The organism is Thermotoga sp. RQ2 (assembly GCF_000019625.1).
Lineage (GTDB): Bacteria > Thermotogota > Thermotogae > Thermotogales > Thermotogaceae > Thermotoga > Thermotoga maritima.
Genome location: NC_010483.1, coordinates 1,743,999 through 1,764,236, shown reverse-complemented (window position 1 = coordinate 1,764,236; position 20,238 = coordinate 1,743,999). Strand labels below are relative to the sequence as shown.

The 20,238-nt window shown below is 48.3% G+C and carries 20 protein-coding genes; 9 read left to right on the top strand and 11 right to left on the bottom strand.

Annotated elements, in window-relative coordinates; translation table 11 throughout:
• Positions 1 to 15: 15 nt before the first annotated feature.
• The 3 genes from rhaD to TRQ2_RS08990 are packed head-to-tail and all read left to right on the top strand — an operon-like array spanning position 16 to position 5,125.
• Positions 16 to 747 (top strand): rhamnulose-1-phosphate aldolase, encoded by a 732-nt coding sequence (rhaD, locus tag TRQ2_RS09000; protein ID WP_238514448.1) that lies wholly within the window; start codon positions 16 to 18, stop codon positions 745 to 747.
• On the top strand, positions 738 to 2,168 hold the full coding sequence (locus tag TRQ2_RS08995) for a rhamnulokinase family protein (RefSeq protein ID WP_041434376.1): 1,431 nt from the start codon (positions 738 to 740) through the stop codon (positions 2,166 to 2,168). Before rhaD ends, TRQ2_RS08995 begins: the two co-directional genes overlap by 10 nt.
• Positions 2,165 to 5,125, top strand: a complete 2,961-nt coding sequence (locus TRQ2_RS08990) for an alpha-L-rhamnosidase (RefSeq protein ID WP_012311317.1) — start codon at positions 2,165 to 2,167, stop codon at positions 5,123 to 5,125. Before TRQ2_RS08995 ends, TRQ2_RS08990 begins: the two co-directional genes overlap by 4 nt.
• Before the next feature lie 71 nt (positions 5,126 to 5,196).
• Here TRQ2_RS08990 and TRQ2_RS08985 read toward each other — a convergent pair whose 3' ends face one another.
• The 11 genes from TRQ2_RS08985 to metG are packed head-to-tail and all read right to left on the bottom strand — an operon-like array spanning position 5,197 to position 14,780.
• Positions 5,197 to 6,108, bottom strand: coding sequence for a 7-cyano-7-deazaguanine synthase (locus TRQ2_RS08985; protein WP_012311316.1), 912 nt, complete (start codon positions 6,106 to 6,108; stop codon positions 5,197 to 5,199).
• 29 nt (positions 6,109 to 6,137) lie between these two features.
• On the bottom strand, positions 6,138 to 6,611 hold the full coding sequence (locus TRQ2_RS08980) for a metallophosphoesterase family protein (protein ID WP_010865261.1): 474 nt from the start codon (positions 6,609 to 6,611) through the stop codon (positions 6,138 to 6,140).
• A 4-nt stretch (positions 6,612 to 6,615) separates the two neighbouring features.
• Positions 6,616 to 7,458: a pantoate--beta-alanine ligase gene (gene panC / locus TRQ2_RS08975; protein WP_012311315.1), complete on the bottom strand. Its 843-nt coding sequence runs from the start codon at positions 7,456 to 7,458 to the stop codon at positions 6,616 to 6,618.
• Entirely contained in the window at positions 7,455 to 7,967 is a 513-nt protein-coding gene (locus TRQ2_RS08970; protein WP_012311314.1) for a DUF501 domain-containing protein, read from the bottom strand. Before TRQ2_RS08970 ends, panC begins: the two co-directional genes overlap by 4 nt.
• Entirely contained in the window at positions 7,937 to 8,731 is a 795-nt protein-coding gene (locus tag TRQ2_RS08965) for a 50S ribosomal protein L11 methyltransferase (RefSeq protein ID WP_012311313.1), read from the bottom strand. The genes TRQ2_RS08970 and TRQ2_RS08965 overlap by 31 nt, the downstream gene beginning before the upstream one ends.
• Positions 8,721 to 9,152, bottom strand: coding sequence for a ribose 5-phosphate isomerase B (gene rpiB / locus TRQ2_RS08960; protein ID WP_004080405.1), 432 nt, complete (start codon positions 9,150 to 9,152; stop codon positions 8,721 to 8,723). The genes TRQ2_RS08965 and rpiB overlap by 11 nt, the downstream gene beginning before the upstream one ends.
• Positions 9,149 to 9,490, bottom strand: coding sequence for an anti-sigma factor antagonist (locus tag TRQ2_RS08955; RefSeq protein ID WP_012311312.1), 342 nt, complete (start codon positions 9,488 to 9,490; stop codon positions 9,149 to 9,151). Before TRQ2_RS08955 ends, rpiB begins: the two co-directional genes overlap by 4 nt.
• An 11-nt stretch (positions 9,491 to 9,501) precedes the next feature.
• Positions 9,502 to 10,095 (bottom strand): transcriptional repressor LexA, encoded by a 594-nt coding sequence (lexA, locus tag TRQ2_RS08950; RefSeq protein ID WP_012311311.1) that lies wholly within the window; start codon positions 10,093 to 10,095, stop codon positions 9,502 to 9,504.
• Positions 10,092 to 10,466, bottom strand: coding sequence for an archease (locus TRQ2_RS08945; protein WP_012311310.1), 375 nt, complete (start codon positions 10,464 to 10,466; stop codon positions 10,092 to 10,094). The genes lexA and TRQ2_RS08945 overlap by 4 nt, the downstream gene beginning before the upstream one ends.
• Positions 10,463 to 12,877 carry a DNA gyrase subunit A gene (gene gyrA / locus TRQ2_RS08940; protein WP_012311309.1) on the bottom strand — a complete coding sequence of 805 codons (2,415 nt, stop codon included), beginning with the start codon at positions 12,875 to 12,877 and terminating at the stop codon, positions 10,463 to 10,465. The genes TRQ2_RS08945 and gyrA overlap by 4 nt, the downstream gene beginning before the upstream one ends.
• A gap of 13 nt (positions 12,878 to 12,890) precedes the next feature.
• Entirely contained in the window at positions 12,891 to 14,780 is a 1,890-nt protein-coding gene (metG, locus tag TRQ2_RS08935) for a methionine--tRNA ligase (RefSeq protein ID WP_012311308.1), read from the bottom strand.
• A gap of 60 nt (positions 14,781 to 14,840) precedes the next feature.
• Between metG and TRQ2_RS08930 the strand changes: the two genes are divergently transcribed.
• The 6 genes from TRQ2_RS08930 to hisS are packed head-to-tail and all read left to right on the top strand — an operon-like array spanning position 14,841 to position 20,231.
• Positions 14,841 to 15,689 (top strand): DUF4438 domain-containing protein, encoded by an 849-nt coding sequence (locus TRQ2_RS08930; protein ID WP_012311307.1) that lies wholly within the window; start codon positions 14,841 to 14,843, stop codon positions 15,687 to 15,689.
• Positions 15,690 to 15,693: 4 nt separating this feature from the next.
• The gene (locus tag TRQ2_RS08925) at positions 15,694 to 16,362 is read left to right on the top strand and encodes a rhomboid family intramembrane serine protease (RefSeq protein ID WP_012311306.1); all 669 of its coding nucleotides are present in this window, start codon (positions 15,694 to 15,696) and stop codon (positions 16,360 to 16,362) included.
• Between the two features lie 19 nt (positions 16,363 to 16,381).
• Positions 16,382 to 16,813 (top strand): TrkA family potassium uptake protein, encoded by a 432-nt coding sequence (locus TRQ2_RS08920; RefSeq protein WP_004080386.1) that lies wholly within the window; start codon positions 16,382 to 16,384, stop codon positions 16,811 to 16,813.
• Positions 16,810 to 17,466, top strand: a complete 657-nt coding sequence (locus TRQ2_RS08915; protein WP_012311305.1) for a TrkA family potassium uptake protein — start codon at positions 16,810 to 16,812, stop codon at positions 17,464 to 17,466. Before TRQ2_RS08920 ends, TRQ2_RS08915 begins: the two co-directional genes overlap by 4 nt.
• 18 nt (positions 17,467 to 17,484) lie before the next feature.
• Positions 17,485 to 18,972 (top strand): TrkH family potassium uptake protein, encoded by a 1,488-nt coding sequence (locus tag TRQ2_RS08910; protein WP_012311304.1) that lies wholly within the window; start codon positions 17,485 to 17,487, stop codon positions 18,970 to 18,972.
• The gene (gene hisS, locus TRQ2_RS08905) at positions 18,969 to 20,231 is read left to right on the top strand and encodes a histidine--tRNA ligase (protein ID WP_012311303.1); all 1,263 of its coding nucleotides are present in this window, start codon (positions 18,969 to 18,971) and stop codon (positions 20,229 to 20,231) included. The genes TRQ2_RS08910 and hisS overlap by 4 nt, the downstream gene beginning before the upstream one ends.
• Positions 20,232 to 20,238: the final 7 nt, after the last annotated feature.

Here is a 20,238-nt window from a genome sequence, read left to right as displayed (position 1 = left end):
AAAAGAGAAAATACTATGAGAAAAGAAGGAGAGAGCATGAAAGAGATAGTGAGAGAGATTCAAAAAGTAGCTTACTGGCTTGCCATAAAGGGCCTTTCCGAGGCGAACGCAGGAAACATCTCCGTCAGACTGGATGAAAGACCAGAAGGATACGAAGTCAAGAGTGTGAACGAATACGGGTTCGATTACGACGGTCCCGAGATGTACCTTCTGATCACGGCAACGGGCTCGAGAATGAGGGAAATCTACGAAGACGACAGCAAGATCTGTCTTCTTCACGTCCTTCCGGGGAAAAACTACGAAATACTCCATGGAAACGGAAAGCCCACCAGCGAGTTTCCCACACACCTCATGATCCACGCAAAATTCAAGGAGATGAATCCGGAAAAGAAAGCCATCGTTCATACTCACCCTCTGAACCTGCTCACTCTGATGAACCTGAAGGACTTTCAGGAACTTCTTCCGAAGATGATGAAGATTCATCCGGAAGTTTTGATCTTTTTCCCGCAGGGAATCTCCGTCGTTGAGTTCGAAAAACCTGGCAGTGTGGAACTCGGCCTGAAGACGGTGGAGAAGTCAGAAGGGAAAGATGCAGTTCTCTGGGACAAGCACGGTGTTGTGGCTTTCGGAAAAGATGTCGCAGAAGCGTACGACAGGGTCGAGATCCTGGAAAAAGCGGCGGAGATCCTTTTGAGAGTGCTCAGCCTCGGAAGAAATCCCACGGGTGTTCCGGAGGGATGGCTGTGAAGGTCCTCTCGATCGATCTTGGAGCAACGAACGGAAAGATCTACGAGGTGGAGTTGAAAGACAGGTTGACGGTGAAAGAAATAAAGAGATTCAGAACAGAAGGAACCTTTCTTCCTGGGAAGGATAGAGAACACTTCGTGTGGAATCTTCCCGGGTTCTACGAGGAGATAAAGGGTGTTCTTGAGGCCTCTGACGCACAGTCTGTTGGGGTGGATACATGGGGTGTGGATTTTGCCTTACTCGACGAAAACGGAAGACTCGTATCTCTTCCCTATCACTACAGAGATGTGAGAACGAAGGGAGTCATGAAAAAGGCCTTCGAAGTGGTTCCAAAAGATGAGATATTCCAGAGAACGGGTATACAGTTCATGGAGATAAACACGCTCTATCAGCTGTACTCCATGGTGCTCTCGAACGATCCGTTCTTGAAGACGGCAAAGCACCTTCTGATGATCCCCGACGTGTTCAACTTCTGGCTTTCTGGAGAGATGGTGAGTGAGTACACCATCGCGAGCACTTCTCAGTGCTACAGTGTGCCGGATAGGGAATGGGCGTACGACCTTCTCGAAAAACTCTCCATTCCCACTGAGATCTTTCCAAAGGTGGTTCCACCGGGTACCGTTCTGGGAAAATGCAGAGTGAAAAAAGGTATGAACGTGATCGCCACCGCCTGCCACGACACCGCTTCCGCCGTCGTTGCCGTACCGCTTGAAGGGGAAGGAATCTACATCAGCTCAGGAACGTGGTTTCTTGTGGGAACGGAGCTGGAAAGACCACTTCTGAGCAAAGAGGCACTGGAGAGAAATTTCACGAACGAAGGTGGGTACGGGAAGATCAGGTTTCTAAAAAACGCAACGGGCATGTGGCTTCTGGAAGAGTGCAACAGAATCTGGAAGAAGGATTATTCGGAGATCATCGAATCGGCCAGGAATGCCCCTGGTTTCCAGGCGTTTCTCGATCCCGATAGAGAAGAGTTTCTCCACCCTGGAAACATGCTGGAGAGGATCAGAAATTATCTTGAAAGAACGGGCCAGAAAATCCTGGAGAGGATCGGAGAAATCTCCCGGCTCATCTTCGAATCCCTTGCGTTCAACTGCAGATGGATCGTGGAGCAGATCAAAGAACTCACCGGCAAAAGATACGGGAAAATCCACGTGGTGGGTGGAGCTGTGAGAAACGATCTTTTGATGAGTTTCATAGCCAGTGCGACGGGGAAGACGGTGGTGGCGGGTCCTGTGGACGCCACTCCCATCGGGAACGCACTCGTTCAGCTGATCACCCTGGGAGCGATAGCAAACATCAACGAAGCCAGAAAGATCGTGAAAGAATCCTTCGAATTGAAAACGTTCGAGCCGGAAAATATGGAAGAGTGGAACGAGGGCTACGAAGAGTGGAAGAAATACAAAGAGGTGGAAATATGAACCTGGAAGAACTGAAAAATCCGGGTGTGTGGTACAGACCCGCTCCCTTCTGGAGCTGGAACGATAAGTTGTGCGAGGAGGAACTTCTAAGGCAGATAGACGAAATGTATGAGAAGGGCTACGGAGGCTTCTTCATGCACTCGAGAGTGGGGCTTGTAACGGAATACCTCTCTGAGGAGTGGATGAGACTCGTAAGAAGCTGTGCAGAACACGCCAGAAAACTCGGGATGCTCGCCTGGCTCTACGATGAGGACAAATGGCCTTCCGGATTCGCTGGAGGAATCGTGCCACTCGAAAAACCGGAACACAGGCACAAATACCTCACACTCTTGAAAAAGGATCAGATCAAACCAGAAGATGAGATCCTGAAAAAGATAGAAAGAGACGGCGAAGAATTCTACGTGGTAAAACGCGTTATGAAGCTTGGTGATCCGTGGTTCAACGGAACCTGCTACGTCGATCTGCTCTCAAGAGAGACCACAGAGGCGTTTCTCAGATCGACACACGAGAGATACAAAAAATCGTGCGGTGATCTTTTCAGAGTCTCCATCCCCGGGATCTTCACCGATGAACCCACCTATCTGAGAGTGCATCACCCTAAAGAACCCACACTCCCCTGGACAGAACGATTTCCAGAGGAGTTTTTGAGGCGAAAGGGATACGACATCAGAGACCACTTAGAAGAACTCTTCTTCAACGTGAAGGACTACATGAAGGTGAGATACGATTTCTTCGATGTTGCGACGAGTCTGTTCATCGAAAACTTCACGATCCCGTACGCGAAGTGGTGTGAAGAAAACGGCATCTTCATGACGGGACACTACATGGCAGAAGATACACTCAGAGGACAGGTGGAGTGGATAGGTGCCGCGATGCCACACTACGAATACATGCAGATACCGGGAATAGACAAACTCGCCAGACACCTGGAACAGGTGGTCACGATAAAGCAGGTTTCATCGGCGGCAGAGCAGTTAGGGAAGAAATGGGTGCTCTGCGAAACGTTCGGTACAACGGGTCAGCACGTGAGTTTTCTACACAGAAAATGGATAGCGGACTGGCAGGCGGTTCTCGGTGTCACATACATAAACCCGCATCTCAGTCTCTACTCGATGAGAGGAGAGAGAAAGAGGGACTACCCACCGAACCTCTTCTATCAACAACCCTGGTGGAAGAATGAAAGATTCCTGTCGGATTACTTTGCAAGACTGAACCACATCGTCACACAGGGAAAGAGAGAGGTCAAAGTGCTCATGATACATCCCATCTCCTCGGCGTGGTGTGTGTATTCTAAGTTCGATGACGAGATCGATAAGCTCAACGAGCTCTTCGATACGATCACAAAGGAACTCGTTGCGAACAAGATAGACTTCCACTTCGGCGACGAGATGATCCTCTCAAAACATGGAAGAGTGAAAGAGGCAAAACTGAGAGTAGGAGAGTACGAATACGAAGTCGTGGTGCTGCCACCGCTCCTGAATCTGAAAAGTTCTACTGTGGAACTTTTGAACTCACTGGCAGAAAACGGTGGTAAGGTCTTTGTTTTGAAGGATTTCAGGTACGGCAGGTTCTTCCCGGAAAGAGTGGAAGGAAAGAAGGGAAGAATCGAATTCCTCAAAAAGGCTCGTGTTTTTGAAACGCTCGAAGATCTCATCGAAGAACTCAAACCCTTCTCTTCTGTGGATGTTCTGGATACGAAAACGAAAGAGAATGCAAAAGCGGTGATCGCGCAGAAGAGAGTGCTGGAAGACGGATCTTATCTTCTCTTTCTTGCGAACACGGACATCGACCGGGAAGTGCACTGCCATCTGGAACTGAAGGAAAAGAGAAAACACACGTACGCGATAGACCTGTTCAATTTCAAATTGGTGGAGCTGAAGGAAAACGAGTTTGTCATGTTCCCAGCGTCGAGTGTTTGTATCTGGGTAACGGACGAGGAGGTTCCTGCAGAGGATGAGAAAGTGGTTTCAACAGGAGTTCTTCTGGAGAAAGAATTCGATTTCGAGACGGCACTGAACGACTTTGAAGTGAAGATGAACTCTTTCAACGTTCTTCCAGTGGACAGGGTGGAGTATTTTGAAGCGGGTGGAAGGGTTTTCAGGAACGAGTTCGTCTCGAAGATCTGGTACGAGTTCTACAGATTACCGGATGGTACACCGTTCAGGGTGGAGTACTCTTTCGAGGTCAGGAAAAAGCCTCAAAAACTCTTTCTCGTCGTTGAGTGCGCGGAAAATCTTGACAGAATCACGGTGAACGGTCGAGAGGTGAGGTACGAAAGAAAAAGCTGCATTTTCAACGAGGAACAGAATTTCCTGGATGTGAACTTTGGAAAGATGGAGATCACAGATCTCGTCAGAGAAGGAAAGAACACGGTTGTTCTGGAGGGAAGAAAAGAAAACAACATCACAGGCCCGGGGTGTCACACGAGGGTGAAAGATCCAGAGAATCACAGGCCAACAGAGGTGGAGACGATATATCTTGTGGGAGATTTTTCACTTGTGAACGTGGACGAGACGAGGTACGTGATCGATGCACCCAAGATACCGGATCACAGGGACATCACACGGGATGGGTACCCGTTCTATGTGGGATCCTTCACGCTCAAAAAGATATTTGAGTGTAAAAAAGACCCGGGGAAAAGATACTTCCTCAAGCTGAACGGTGTGGAGGCGGCCTCGGTCGAGGTGATCCTGAACGGGAAGTTCCTGGGCGTTCTTTTCTGGAGACCTTTCATGATAGATATTACAGATGCTCTGAGAAACGGAAAAAACGAACTCCAACTCGTCCTCACAAACACACTGTTCAACCTCATAGAGGCGAACCACAAGGCAGACGTTCTCGAGGAGACCTTCAGAAGACCGAAGAGCTTCATAGATTTCGAGCACCACACGGACAGATACATCCTGCTGCCCTTCGGCCTGGAAAACGTCGCCGTTCTCAGCTCTTCTTCACGATGAACTTCGGTTTTCTTCTGAACTTGAATATCTTTCTCAGAAAGAGCAGAAGGGGACACCTGAAGGCCATAGTCTCACTCCTTTCTGGCATCGACCACCTGAAAGGTGCGAAGTTTGTTGTTCTTCGATTCTCTCCACTCGATCTCGATGGGGAAGGCGAACTCCGGTTGAAGCCTTCCCTCCTTTATCCACTTTCTTGACTCTTCGTTCCTGTAGATCGCGGGACTGGCCAGAACCACGAGTTTCATAGGGCCATCGACCACGATGACCTCGTCTATCGTCTCTTCTGCGGAGAGCTTTTCGACGATCTCGTTCATCACCTTTTCTGGTGGAAGAGGTTTCACATTCACGAGGGCGATGTTTCTTGAAAGCGGCCCGATGATCTTCACGTTGGCGAGTTCCGGCTTGAAGCCATGTTCTTCGAGAATTCTCAGAAGGATCTCGTTTGCAGTAGAAACAGCTTTTCCGTGGTAATCGGGGTTTATGAGCATCTTCAGAAGGTGTTTCAGTTTGCATCCTTCTCTTCCCGCAGACTCACCGATTTTCTTCACTTCCAGTCCGAGGAACTTCAGCATCTCGTTTATCTCTTCTTTCCCGACCCTGTAGAGTGGTGAGTAGACACCGTCGAAGATCTTCAGGCCCGTTTTTCCCCAGCTGTCGGAGGCGTTTGCACCGCTCGCAACGAGGTGACCCTGAGCGTATCTTTTCACCAAAACGGTCTTCACGTCGCGGGTGCAGGCGTTGCAGGATGGACCGTGTCTCCAGACCTTCTCCTGCATCCTGTTGGAAGGAATGAAAGTGTGTTTCAGGCCGTGTTTTTCTGCGAAGTTTCGAACAATCTCTCTCGATCTCTCGTAGGTGTAAGGGCCCCAGTCCACGGTGACGAGCTCCACCCTTTCTTCTCCGAGGGCCATCTTCGCCAGGATTGCCACCAGCGAACTGTCCTTTCCCCCGGAGAAGGCAACGTAGAGCTTTCCATCTTTCACGGTTTCTCTTATGTCCTCAACGATCTCTTTTACAAGGTCTTCAACTCGAATCGTACTTCACCCCCGTCCAGTTCAAGGACGGCGTAAGAGCCTTCAGCGAGGCTTCCCGGGTTCAGAAATCTCACACCAGCTTTCACCGTGTCCTCCGGTTCGTGGGTGTGTCCGAAGAGTATCACCTGAGGTTTTTCGTTGAAGACCTTCAAAAGACGGTCTTTCAGATCCCACGGGGCACCCCACCCGTGACACATTCCTATGGTGACACCCTCTACAAGCAGGACTTTCGAGAACGGAAGGTGTTCCTTCACGTCTGGATAATCCATGTTTCCGTGAACTCCGTAGAATTCCTTAGAAAATTTCTCAAGAAGGATCACCGTGTCCAGATCCACATAGTCTCCAAGGCCTATCACGCCATCGTACTCTTTCAAAGAATTCAGTATCTCATCCGGAAGACTGGCCATGCGCACGGGAACGTGTGAGTCGGAGATCAAAAGGAACCTCTTCACGTTCTCACCCCAGGATCGTGTTATCTATGAGTCTTGCATTTCCAACCCAGGCAGCCACCGCGACGATCACCTTTCGATCGATCTTCTCAACCGGCTCCAGAGTCTCCTCGTCCACGATCTCCACGTAGTCTATCTTCACCTTATCGAACCTGGAAAGGTGTTTTATCATCTCTTCTTTTATCTTTTCTGCGTCTCTTTCACCGTTCAGATAGAGATTCTCCGCTATTTTCAGAGACTGATAGAGCGAAAGCGCCTGCTGCCTTTCTTCGGGCGACAGATACACGTTCCTTGAGCTCATCGCGAGGCCATCCGGTTCTCTCACGATGGGACACTCGATCATTTCCACGTCCATGTTCAGATCTCTCACCATCCTCCTCAGAACCCTGAACTGCTGTGCATCTTTTTGACCGAAGTACGCCCTGTGAGGTTTCACGATGTTGAAGAGCTTCGTGACCACGGTGCACACTCCACGGAAGTGTCCAGGACGGGATCTACCACACAGATTTTTTGAAAGCTTCGTTTCTTCAACGTAGGTGGAAAAATCGGGAGGATACATCTCCTCGACTGACGGATGGAAGATGCAGTCCACGTTTTCTTTTTCGAGAAGTTTTCGGTCTCTTTCGAAATCTCTTGGGTACCTCTCGTAGTCTTCGTTGGGACCGAACTGGGTAGGATTCACGAAAATACTCACCACGACCACATCGTTTTCATCCCTTGCTCTTCTCACAAGAGACAGGTGCCCTTCGTGGAGGTATCCCATGGTGGGGACGAATCCTATCGTTTTTTTCTTCTCTCTCATTTCCTCGGAGAATTTCTTCATTTCCTCTATGGTTTCTATGATCTTCATTCTCTCGCCTCCCCGATTTTGCAGAAAACATCATCACAGAATTTCTTTTCGATGAGATTCCACACGGTTTCTCCAACAGGATTTCCAACATCTGCCAGGTAATCCGCCAGGTGAAGGTGGAGGCACTTCACTTTCGAGAAATCTCGAATACCACCTGTTCCTACCTTTTCCAGAATTTCGCGGAAGGGATGTTCCCCGGTGAGGAGCCTTTTTCTTCTCTCTATCACTTCTAAGTGTGCCTTCCTCATCTTTTCTCGAAACGCCACATCGGACGCTATTCGATCTTCGAGTTTCTTTATGAACCCTTCGCTCTCGAGTTTGGATACTTCTCTTCTCAAGTGGGGACAGGTGAGCCAGTAGAGAGTTGGAAAGGGCTTTCCATTCTTGATGGGCAGACTTTCGATCACAACCGGATAGCCGTATGGACAGCGATAAGCCACCCGATTCATGTTCGTGATCTTTCTTCCAATCTGCCACTCTACGATCTTTTCATCACGAGAGTTACCCATTCTCTCTCCTGCTTTCTCTCCAAAACGTTCCATCCGTGTTCACTGGCCTTCCTTTTCACCATGTCTTCTTTCTTGTCAACGATCCCTGAGAGTATGAGCATGGAATCTCTGTGTGTGACACGATTCACATCTTCGAGTAGCTTCACGTGAATCTCAGCCAGAATATTGGACACCACAATATCGAAAGTACCCTCCACATCTGAGAGAAGATCCGACCATTTCACCAGTACGTCGACGTCGTTCTTTCGAACGTTCTCTTCAGCCACCTCGACGGCCTGCTCATCCACATCGACCGCTACCACCTGAGACGCACCGAGTTTTTTGGCAGCGATGGCGAGTATTCCCGTTCCACATCCAACGTCGAGCACAGTGTTTCCTTCCTTCAGATACTTTTTCAGGAAGAAGACGCTCATTCTCGTGGTGGGATGGAGACCTGTGCCAAACGCCACACCGGGAGACAGTTTTATCACGATCGCATCTCTTCTGTTTATCTTTTCAGTTGGATCTATGAATATTCCCTCGACGATTTCAAAGGGTTCGAGCTCGACTATCCAGTCTTTGGGAGTGGTGATCTTCTCATCAACAATCTCCCAATCTTTCAAAAAATCAGGAAGGGGTTCACCCTCCCTAAGGTAGATCTTCAACACCCTCTTTCCCTTTTCATCTTCCTCTATCGCGAAATTGAAGAATCCCTCTTCGTAAAATTTTTCTACGAGTTCTTCCTCTTCGACTCTCAAAGGAAAGATCAGCTCTTTAAACCTCATCGATCTTTCTGATTCTCCTTTCGTGCCTTCCTCCATCGAAGGGTGTTGAGAGGAAGGTATCCACTATCCAGAAAGCGAGCTCTGCTCCGATGAGCCTTCCCGGAAGAACGAGGATGTTTGCATTGTTGTGCGATCTCGCGAGTCTTGCCATGTCCGGGAAAAGACAGAGAGCCGCTCTTATGCCCCTGTACCTGTTTGCGGCGATCGACATCCCGAGTCCTGTACCACACAAAAGGATTCCAAAATCCGCTTCGTTCGACAGAATGGATTGAACGACTTTTTTCGCATAGTCCGGATAATCAACGGATTCCTCGGAGTAGGTACCGTGATCTTCCACTTCTATTCCCTTGCCCAGAAGGTAGTTTTTCACCTTCTCTTTCAGTTCAAAGGCTGCGTGGTCCGATGCAATAGCGATCTTCACTTTCTTCGCACCTCCTCCATGGCCTCCGATATCGTATCGTATATCTTCACTATGCGATCCAGATTCGTCAGAGAGAGGACTCGCTCTACTTTCTCATTTGGAGATATCAGTGCAAAGAAACCACCACTGCTGCTGATACTCTTCAAAATGTTTACAATGACACCCAGACTGAAGCTGTCTATGCTCTCCACATCCGAAAGGACCAGAAATATCTTGTTGTAACCATTGTTCAAAAACTCGTCAAAGACCCATTTTTTGAACAGATGCGCGTTCTCTATGTTGAGCTCTTTGTTCGGCATCAATATCACCACATCATCCACAATCTTGTAGGGAAACATCCTATCCCCCCTTAGAGTTTTCTGAAAACTCCCACCACTTTACCCAGGATTTTCACCTTTTCCGCCTTGAAAAACATCGACGACATCTCTCTGTTAGCGGGCCTCAACTCTACCGTATCACCTCTCTGATAGAACTTTTTTAGCGTCACCTCTCCGTCAACCATCGCCGCCACGATATCCCCGTTCTGCGCCCAATCCTGTCTTCTCACAAGAACGAGGTCCCCATCACAGATGTGTTCTTCTATCATGCTTTCTCCTTTTACTTTCAACAAAAAGTGATCGTAACCGCTCGAAAGAAAGCTCTCGGGAATTTCTATGTAATCTTCCAGATATTCGATGGCTTCTCTTTTTTCACCTGCACGAATCTCTCCAATCAGAGGTATTTTGTTCCTTATGCTTTTCGAAACCCTCAGTGCCCGCGGTTTGCCGTTTTTCCTTTCGATGTAACCCTTCTTCTCCAGAGCAATTAGATGGAGAAGAGCGCCGCGCGGGGTGATTCTGAAGCGCCGCGCAATCTCCCTCACCGAGGGGGGATATCCATTTTTCTCTATGAACTCTTCTATGAACAGAAGTACCTTTCTCTGCCTTTCAGTGAGATCTTTCAAGTGTCGAACACCACCTTCGTTTTCAGAACATCGCCATCGTGCTCGAACTTCAGAAGATGGTATGTGAGGGCTTTTATTTCGGTCCCCTCTTTTTTTCTGATCTTCCTGAAAGTTACTTTTAGCTCGTTTCCTTCCCTTTTAATCCTCCAGGAAGCCCATCCTTTCGATATCTCAAGAATCCAGTCGTTCACCGTGTCAAAGAAAACGTCTTCCATCTCTTCAAGAGGATAAGTTTTCTCTTTCTCTTCGTTATCGAGGACAATCCCTTCTTCTTCGAAAAGGATGTTCCTCGCTTCTTCCAGAAGTTCTTCGTAAGAGTTCCCGGATATCTCGTAAGCAATGTCAGCAGTGTGCTCTATGGGTTTCCTCAATCTTTCACCACCGCCACCTTCGATATGGTATCGTCTCCAAGTTCGATGAGTTTCACGCCTTTTGTCACACGACCGATGACACCGATTTCAGACACGGGAAATCTGATCATCATGCCGTTTCTTGTGACCACCACTATCTCTTCGTCGCCCCTCACGTATCTCACGGCTACTACGTACCCTGTTTTGTTCACATCGGAGATGTTTCTGAGACCCGTTCCTCCTCTTCTCTGAATCCTGTACAGCTGAACGGGTGTTCTCTTGCCGAATCCCTTCTCTGTCACGGTGAGAATCTCTCCTTCGTCACCTGGAGGTATCACGTCCACACTCACCACTTCGTCTCCTGGCTGAAGTTTTATCGCCTGAACTCCGGCTGCATTTCTTCCCATCCTGCGAACATCGCTCACCGGGAATCTGACGGCCATACCCATCTTCGTTGCCACTATGAGTGTTTCTTTTTCGCTGTTAACAACCCTGGCGCTGACGATCTCATCTCCAGGTTCTATCTTTATGGCTCTGACACCGCGGTTGCTGGTGGCGTTTTCAAACTCTTTGAGAGCGGTTCTTTTGATCTTCCCAGATTTTGTAACGATCACAAGATCATTTCCATCACCGTTCAGAGAAGCGAGTGCTACGATCTTTTCTGTGTCTTCGAGATTCAGAAACGCGGTGATGTGCCTTCCTCTCGTGTTTCTTCCGGTGGTTTCCAGCTGATAATTCTTGAGAACATACGCCCGTCCGAGGTTCGTTATAAACAGGGTCGATGCGGTGTTTTTCGCGACCACAACGAACTCGACCTCGTCATCTTCAGTGAGTTTCGAGACGGTGATTCCTTTACCCCCACGCTTCTGCGATCTGTAGCTGTTCAGCGGTGTACTCTTTAAATAGCCGTTATGACTCAATGTTATCACCACGTCTTCTTCGACAATGAGTTCCTCTTCGTTGTACTGGATACTTTGATCTGTTATTTCTGTTCTTCTGGGATCCCCGTATTGTTGCTTCAAGTAGAGGAATTCTTCTTTCATTATCTCCTTTACTTTTTCGTCCTTCTCGAGTATTTCCTTCACTTCTGAGATCTTCCTGACCAGATCGGAGTATTCGTTTTGAAGGTTCTCTATTTCGAGGGAAGTCAGCCTCGAAAGTCTCATGTCGAGAATGGCTTTTGCCTGTTCTTCGGTGATTTCGAGTGTTTCCATGAGTGATTGCTTCGCACTTTCCACATCCTTGCTGTTCCTCACGATGTCCACAACAACACCTATCGCTCTTGCCGCCTTCAGGAGACCCTCGACAACGTGTGCCCTCCTTGTGTACTGTTCGTATTCGTACCTTGCTCTTCTTCTGATGACTTCAAAGCGGTGCTCAAGGAAAGCCTCCATCAATCCTTTCAAATTCATCAACCTGGGTCTTTTGTGTTTGTCTATGACCAGCATCTGAACGTTGAAGTAATCCTGAAGAGCAGTTCTCTTGTAGAGATTGTTTATTATGACCTCTTCGCTGGTGTCCTTCGGGATCTCTATAACTATCCTCATTCCGCGTTTATCGGATTCATCTCTTATGTTCCTGATTGGGAGTGATTCGTCGTCTTTCGCTATTTTTGCTATTTGTTCTATGAGACCCGCTTTACTGACTCCGTACGGAATCTCCGTGATGACGATTCGCTTTACTCTCTTTCCATCCTCGACGTGCACCTTTCCTCTGACGATGATCCTGCCTCTTCCCTCTTCGTAAACCTTCTTCAATTCAGAAGCGTTCACTACCACGGCTCCTGTGGGAAAATCCGGTCCTTTTATGAACTGCATGAGTTCTTCAACCGTGGCTTCTGGATGATCGATCAAATAAATCAGGGCATCCACGGTCTCGGAGAGATTGTGTGGAGGTATGTTTGTGGCCATTCCCACCGCTATACCGGAGGCACCGTTTATTATGAGATTTGGCACCTTGGATGGGAGGACTTCCGGCTCCTTCAGCGTGCCATCGAAATTGTCGACCATGTTCACCGTGTTCTTTTCTATGTCTTCGAGCATTTCTTCGGCAAGCTTCGTGAGTCTCGCTTCCGTGTACCTCATCGCGGCAGGAGGGTCTCTGTCTATGGAACCGAAGTTTCCCTGACCCTCTATGAGTGGATACCTCATCGTGAACGGCTGAGCCATCCTCACGAGGGCATCGTACACGGGTGCGTCACCGTGAGGATGGTACTTACCCATCACTTCACCGACGATTCTCGCACTCTTCTTGGTGGGTGAGTTGTGTTTGAGACCGAGTTCGTACATTCCATAGAGAATTCTCCTCTGAACGGGTTTGAGACCATCCCGAACGTCCGGAATGGCCCTTCCCACTATAACGCTCATCGAGTACAGAAGATAAGACTCAACAAGTTCATCCTCTACGGGTTTGTTTATCAGGATCTCTGGCATTCACATCCCTCCGTCATGACACCTTCGCACCTGGTGTGATTTCTCCATCTACAGTCAAAAGTCTCAAGGTATCGCCGGACTTTGCGGCGAGGAGCATTCCCTGAGACTCTATGCCCATGAGTTTTGCGGGTTTTAAATTAGCGACAACGACGATCAGTTTTCCTACGAGTTCTTCGGGTTTGTAGTGTTCTGCAATTCCCGCCACTATCTGTCTCTTTTCCGTTCCAAGATCGATTATCAATCTGAGAAGTTTTCTGGAATTTGGAACCTTCTCCGCTTCGAGGACCTTTGCAATTCTGAGATCTACTTTGGAAAAATCATCTATTGTGATCACGTTCTGTTCGACCGACACCGTCTCCACCACCTTTTTGAAGTCTTTCGCGTCGATTTTTCTGAAGAGAGGTTCGCCGTGGACCACTGTGGAACCAGACTTCAGAACTCCCCAGTTTTCCAGATGTTCCTTCGAAGGCTTTTCTTCAAAGGACACTCTCCTGAACACTTCTTTGGAGGTGTCTGGCATCACCGGGAGTGTCATCAGAGCCACCTTGAACACGGCCTCCAGTGAGTTGTACAGCACCGTTCCGAGCCTTTCCATATTTCCCTCTTTTCCAAGTATCCAGGGCTTCGTGTCGTTGAAGTACTTGTTCACATCTGCTATGAACTCCCATATCTTGTCCAGGGCTTCTGTGAGCCGGTAGGAATCCATGAGTTCATGGTAAGCGTCTTTTGTTTCGAAGAATCTCTCCTTCAGCCAGCTATCGAGCCCTTCCTGAGCAGAAGGAGAAGGAAGTCTTCCGTTGAAATACTTCTTTATCATAGCCGTGATCCTGTGAAGGAGATTTCCGTAGTCGTTCGCGAGATCGGAATTCAATCTGTGGACGAGCCTTTCCTCCGAGAAATCGCCGTCTTTTCCGAACATGATATCCCGTATCAGGTAATACCTCACCACGTCGTTGCCGTATCTCTTCACGAAGAATCTGGGGTCTATAGCGTTGCCGAGGGACTTACTGATCTTCTGGCCGTTCACCGTGAGCCACCCGTGTGCGAACACCTTTTTTGGAAGTGGGAGTCCAACCGACATGAGCATCGCAGGCCATATGATGGAGTGGAATCTGTTTATTTCTTTTCCTATCAGATGCAAATCTGCAGGCCACCATTTATTGAACATCTCATCGTTCCAGCCGTATCCTATAGCGGATATGTAATTTATGAGCGCGTCCACCCACACGTAGATCACGTGTTCCGGATCGTCCTTCATGGGAACGCCCCATTTGAAGGTCGTCCTGGTGATGCTCAGGTCTTTGAGACCACCTTCGAGAATCTTCAGCATCTCGTTTCTTCTGAAGTCCGGTTCCACAAAATCGGGATGCTCCTCGTAGTACTTCAGGAGAGGATCTCTGTATTTCGAAAGTCTGAAGAAGTAATTCTCTTCCTCCACCCATTTGACGGGTCTTTTACACTCCGGACAGAAACGTTCTTCTCCTTCCTTTATAACCTCGTCCTCGTTCCAGAACGTCTCACAGGGGACACAGTACCATCCCTTGTAGATGCCCTTGTAGACGTCTCCGTTTTCTTTCATCTTCGCAACGAATTCCTGGACGGTTTTCATGTGCATTTCGTCTGTGGTTCGGATGAAATAATCGTTCGTGATCTTCAGTTCTTTCCAGAGCTGTTTGAACTTTTCAGCCAGTTCGTCACAGAATTCCTGCGGGTCCTTTCCAGCCTGCTGGGCTGCCTGCAGGACCTTCTGGCCGTGTTCGTCCGTTCCCGTGAGAAAGAACACATCGTAACCCATGAAACGTTTGTAGCGAGCGATGATATCGGCTACAATAGTGGTGTAGGCACTTCCTATGTGAGGCTCAGAATTCACGTAGTAGATTGGGGTGGTGATGTAAAATTTCAAAGTGTCACCTCCTTGTTTTCCCTATCTACTCAATGATACCACACACTGGAGGTGAGATTTGTGAGAACTAACAAAGACAGACTCGTTCGAATTTCGGTTGTTGGAGAGATCGCTCCAGCGAAAATGAGGTCTCCTTACAGTGTAACAACCGAAGGGACAGTGAGGGTAATTCCAGTGCTTGGGGGCATCACCTACAACGTGAAAGTGGGTGACAGTGCTTACGGATGGGCAGGAGACCACGTAGAACCGGGTGTGTCTGTCATGGCAAGGAATAAGGAAGAGGAAATACCGCTGATGACCCTTTCGTGTATAGGAAACGAAGTGATCGTGATGTCTGGAGACGCGAAGGGAAGCAGAGGGTTCGTCACGGGAAAACACGGAGGTGTGAACCACGTTCTCGTTTATTTCGAAGAAGAAGTACTCGGAAAGCTCATGGTGGGGGATAAGATATTGATAAAGGCCTGGGGGCAGGGACTGAAGCTTCTGGATCATCCGGATGTGAAGGTGATGAACATCGACCCAGATCTCTTCGAAAAACTTGGGATACAGGAAAAGAATGGGAAAATCCATGTACCTGTTGTTGCGAAGATTCCAGCGCACATGATGGGATCCGGGATCGGCGCCTCAAGCAGTGCTTCCACCGACTACGATATAATGGCATCGAATCCTGAGGATCTTGGAGTAGCGGATCTGAAACTTGGAGACATCGTCGCAATTCAGGACCACGACAATTCCTATGGAGTTGGAAAGTACAGAAAAGGGGCAGTATCGATAGGTGTTGTGGTACACTCTGCCTGCGTTTCAGCAGGACACGGTCCGGGCGTGGTTGTGATCATGACGGGAGACGAATCGAAGATATTACCGGAAGTGGTGGAAAGGGCGAACATATCTGACCATCTGATGAGGTGATATCGTGTTTCCTCTTTACGATGTTCTCCCAAGTAGAAAGAAGCCTTACGTAACGATAGCTTTGATTTTGATAAACGTGGTTGTTTTCGTGTATGAACTCATGTTGAACGACAGAGAACTTCTCCTGTTCATGTACAGATATGGCCTCGTGCCAGCTCGTTATACGGTTGAGAGAGTAAAAGAAGCGCTCGGCTTTTCCCTTCTTCCTTTCATAACTCACATGTTTCTCCACGGAGGGTTCTGGCACATCCTGGGTAACATGTGGTTTCTCTGGATATTCGGAGACAACACAGAAGACGAGATGGGCCATGTTGGCTACACTCTGTTTTATCTATCTGCCGGTATTTTTGCCGCACTCACCCAATTCGTTTTTGCGTTTCATTCAACAACTCCCATGGTTGGAGCATCCGGAGCGGTGTCCGGCGTTATGGGAGCTTATTTCGTGCTGTTTCCGTACTCGAGGATCGTGACTCTGTTTCCAATTTTCTTCTTCCTCACACTCGTGGAAATACCGGCGTTCTACTATCTGATGATCTGGTTCTTTATCCAGGTTCTGAACGGCCTTGTTGGATCCTACGGAATAGCGTGGTGGGCACACATAGGTGGATTTGTCTACGGGATGATTTGGGGATATATTTTAAGGATGAGAAGGATTCACAGATACAGATATTGAAGGTGAGGGAGTTAACATTATGTCAAAAAAACAAAAAAGCAAGTACATCGTGATATTCGGCTGTGGAAGACTTGGATCGCTGATAGCCAATCTCGCCTCTTCTTCAGGGCACAGTGTTGTGGTCGTGGATAAAAACGAATACGCGTTTCACAGGCTCAACTCCGAGTTTTCCGGTTTCACCGTGGTGGGAGATGCCGCGGAGTTTGAAACTCTGAAAGAGTGTGGTATGGAGAAGGCAGACATGGTGTTTGCGTTCACGAACGACGACAGTACGAATTTCTTCATCTCGATGAACGCAAGGTACATGTTCAACGTGGAGAACGTGATCGCCAGGGTCTACGATCCGGAAAAGATAAAGATTTTCGAAGAAAATGGAATAAAAACCATCTGTCCCGCCGTTCTCATGATAGAGAAAGTAAAGGAGTTCATCATAGGGAGTGAAGAAGATTGAAAGTCATAATAATCGGTGGAGAAACGACGGCGTATTACCTTGCGCGTTCCATGCTGTCACGAAAGTACGGTGTAGTGATCATAAACAAAGACAGGGAACTCTGCGAAGAGTTCGCCAAGAAATTGAAGGCGACGATCATACACGGAGATGGAAGTCACAAAGAGATACTCAGGGACGCTGAAATTTCGAAAAGAGACGTGGTGGTGATCCTCACTCCGAGGGATGAAGTCAACCTGTTCATCGCACAGCTTGTTATGAAGGACTTCGGGGTAAAGCGGGTAGTGAGTCTTGTCAACGACCCGGGAAACATGGAAATATTCAAAAAAATGGGTATCACAACCGTCTTGAATCTCACCACTCTCATAACGAACACGGTGGAGGCTCTCATCTTTCCAGATGAGTTCTCCAGCATCATACCGCTGGAACAAGGTATTGAGTTTCTAAGTGTGAACGTGGAAGAAGACAGTCCGGTTGTGGGAAAGAAGTTGAAGGATCTTCCGCTTCCAAGGGATAGTATCATCGCTGCCATCGTCCGCGGTGGAGTGCTTGTGGTTCCGAGAGGAGATACGGAGATCCTCTCCGGTGATAAACTGTACGTGATCGTAAGTGCAGAAGCCAAAGAAACAGTCGAAGAGACACTGCTTGGAAGGTGAGAAAAATTGGAAGACCTAATGACCAGTACCAAATACAGACTCAAGGTGATTTTCTGGTACGTAGGTCAGCTTTTGATATGGTTCCCTGCGATCCTTCTTCTGCCAACAATTTTTGTGATTTTCTATCCTGAAGAGTGGATATACATCGAGTCTTTTTTGGTTCCTTCAATCATTTCCTTTGCCTCTGGTGTTGTTCTTAAAAAAGTTTCAAAATTGAACGAGACTCGTGTAGTGGGGTATCAGGAAGGAGCGGTGATAGTTGTCACAACGTGGTGCGCCGCGGTAGTCCTTTCAGCACTTCCGTTCGTTATAGAGGGTCTTTTGAATTTTCACCAGGCAGTATTCGAGGCCACAAGCGGCTGGACCACAACGGGGCTCACCATGTTTCCTGACGTGGAGAGTCTTCCCCATGTGTTTCTGGTGTGGAGAAGTGTCATGCAGTTCATTGGAGGTGCGGGATTTGCCGTCATAATGCTCGCCACATTGATCGGACCTCTCGGAGCTTCCCTTTACAGTTCCGAAGGTAGGGTGGACAACATACTCCCAAATGTGACCCACTCCACGAAGGTGATCATGGTCATATACGTGGCGTACGCCGCCGCTGGTATGTTCTTTCTTCATATGGCCGGTATGCCCTGGTTCGATGCCTTCAACCATTCTCTCACCGCTCTCGCAACGGGTGGTTTCTCGGTGAAAAACGCGAGTATTGGATACTACGGCAGTGTATCGATAGAAGTGATAACCATCGTTCTCATGCTGCTCGGTGGAACGGGTTTTGGAATCCATTACACCCTCTGGAAGGGAAACTTCAAAGCCTTCGTCAAAAACGGGGAACCCTGGATCATGGGATCCACCATTGTCATCGCATCGCTGTTTCTACTGCGACCAGCCAGGAAGGTTTTTCACGAAAAGGCGCTCAGATACGTGGTGTTTCAGGTGGTCTCCGCAATAACGGGTACCGGGTTCTCCAACGCCGATCTTGTTCCGTGGGTTACTCTCTTTCCAATCGGCGTGTATCTTCTCACCGTTATCATGATGCTCGGTGGAATGATGGATTCAACGGCTGGTGGTTTGAAACAGTTCAGAGTGTTCGTCACACTGAAATTGATATATCGATCTATCATCAATTTCATGGGACCGAGGCGAAAGGTTGAAAAGATCATAGTTTGGAAAGGTGAAAACAGGAAAACCATAGACGATGGGATCATAAAGGACATGTTCGTCTTCTTTGGTGTCTACGCTCTGACCTATCTGGTGGGAACCTTGATCCTCATGAGTTACGGATACGATCCACTGGTTTCCATGTTCGAATTCTCCTCCGCAATGAATGGAGTAGGTCTCTCGGTGGGGCTCACCAGTCCGAATCTTCCGGTGGGTGTAATATGGACCATGACGGTGGGCATGTTCCTCGGAAGACTGGAATTCCTCGTCGTCTTTTACGCAATTGTGAGAATCATAAGAGATGTGAAGATTCTTCTCGAGGAAAGGGGAGGTGTGAATAGTTGAAATACAGAAGGATAAAGGGAACAAACGATATCTTCGGTGAAGAGATATGGTACTGGAGGTACGTCGAGGAAACCTTCAGAAATGTGTGCGAAAGCGCGGGAATAGAGGAGATCAGAACTCCCATATTCGAACAGACGGAACTTTTCGTTAGAAGTGTGGGAGAAGAATCGGACATTGTTCAGAAAGAGATGTACACCTTCCAGGACAAAGCGGGAAGGAGCATCACTCTGAGACCAGAAGGTACCGCGCCCGTCGTCAGGGCTTTTCTGGAGAATTCTCTGATAGACAGGGGGTTTCAGCAGAGATACTACTACATAGGTCCCATGTTCCGATACGAAAAACCACAATCGGGGAGATTGAGACAGTTTCACCAGGTGGGTTTCGAGATCATCGGCCCCGAATCTCCAAAAGCGGATTTCGAGGTGATCATGCTGGTTGATACCTTCTTGAGAAGGCTCGGACTCACGAAATACAAGATTCACCTGAATTCCATAGGCTGTCCGGTGTGCAGGAAAAACTATCGCGAAGCCCTCAAAGAGTATTACGGTCAAGTTCTGGACAATCTCTGTGACGACTGCAAAAGACGTTACGAGACGAACATTTTGAGACTGCTCGATTGCAAGGTGGACCACGAATACTCTCTGAATGCACCAAAAAGCGTCGACTATCTCTGTGATTCCTGCAGGGCACACTACAAGAAGTTGAAAGAGTACCTCAACACTTTCGAGATCGAATACGTGGAAGATCACACCCTGGTCCGCGGGCTCGACTACTACACCAGAACGGTTTTTGAGGTGAGGCACGAAGGTCTTGGAGCCCAGAGCGCCATCGCGGGTGGTGGAAGGTACGATGGCCTCTTTGCGGAGCTTGGGGGCTCTTCCGTACCCGCCCTTGGTTTTGCAGGTGGTATAGAGAGAATTATACTCGCTTTAAAAGCAGAGGGAATAGAAATCCCGATGAAAAATGTTCATCTTGTTTACATCGCAACTCTTGGTGAAAAAGCCTTTATGGATGGTGTTCGGCTTGCGGGTGAATTGAGAAAGAAAGGCCTGAGTGTGGATGTGGACATCATGGATAGAAAGCTCTCCGGTCAGCTTAAGCACGCCAGCAGAATGGGATCGAGGTATGCGGTCATTATTGGTGATGAAGAACTGGAAAAAGGAATCGTCATTCTCCGCGACCTCGAGACGGGAGACCAGGTTGAAATCGATCGGGACTTCGCCGCTGACTACATCGCTGAAAGGGTTTCAAAAGATTGATGCTATA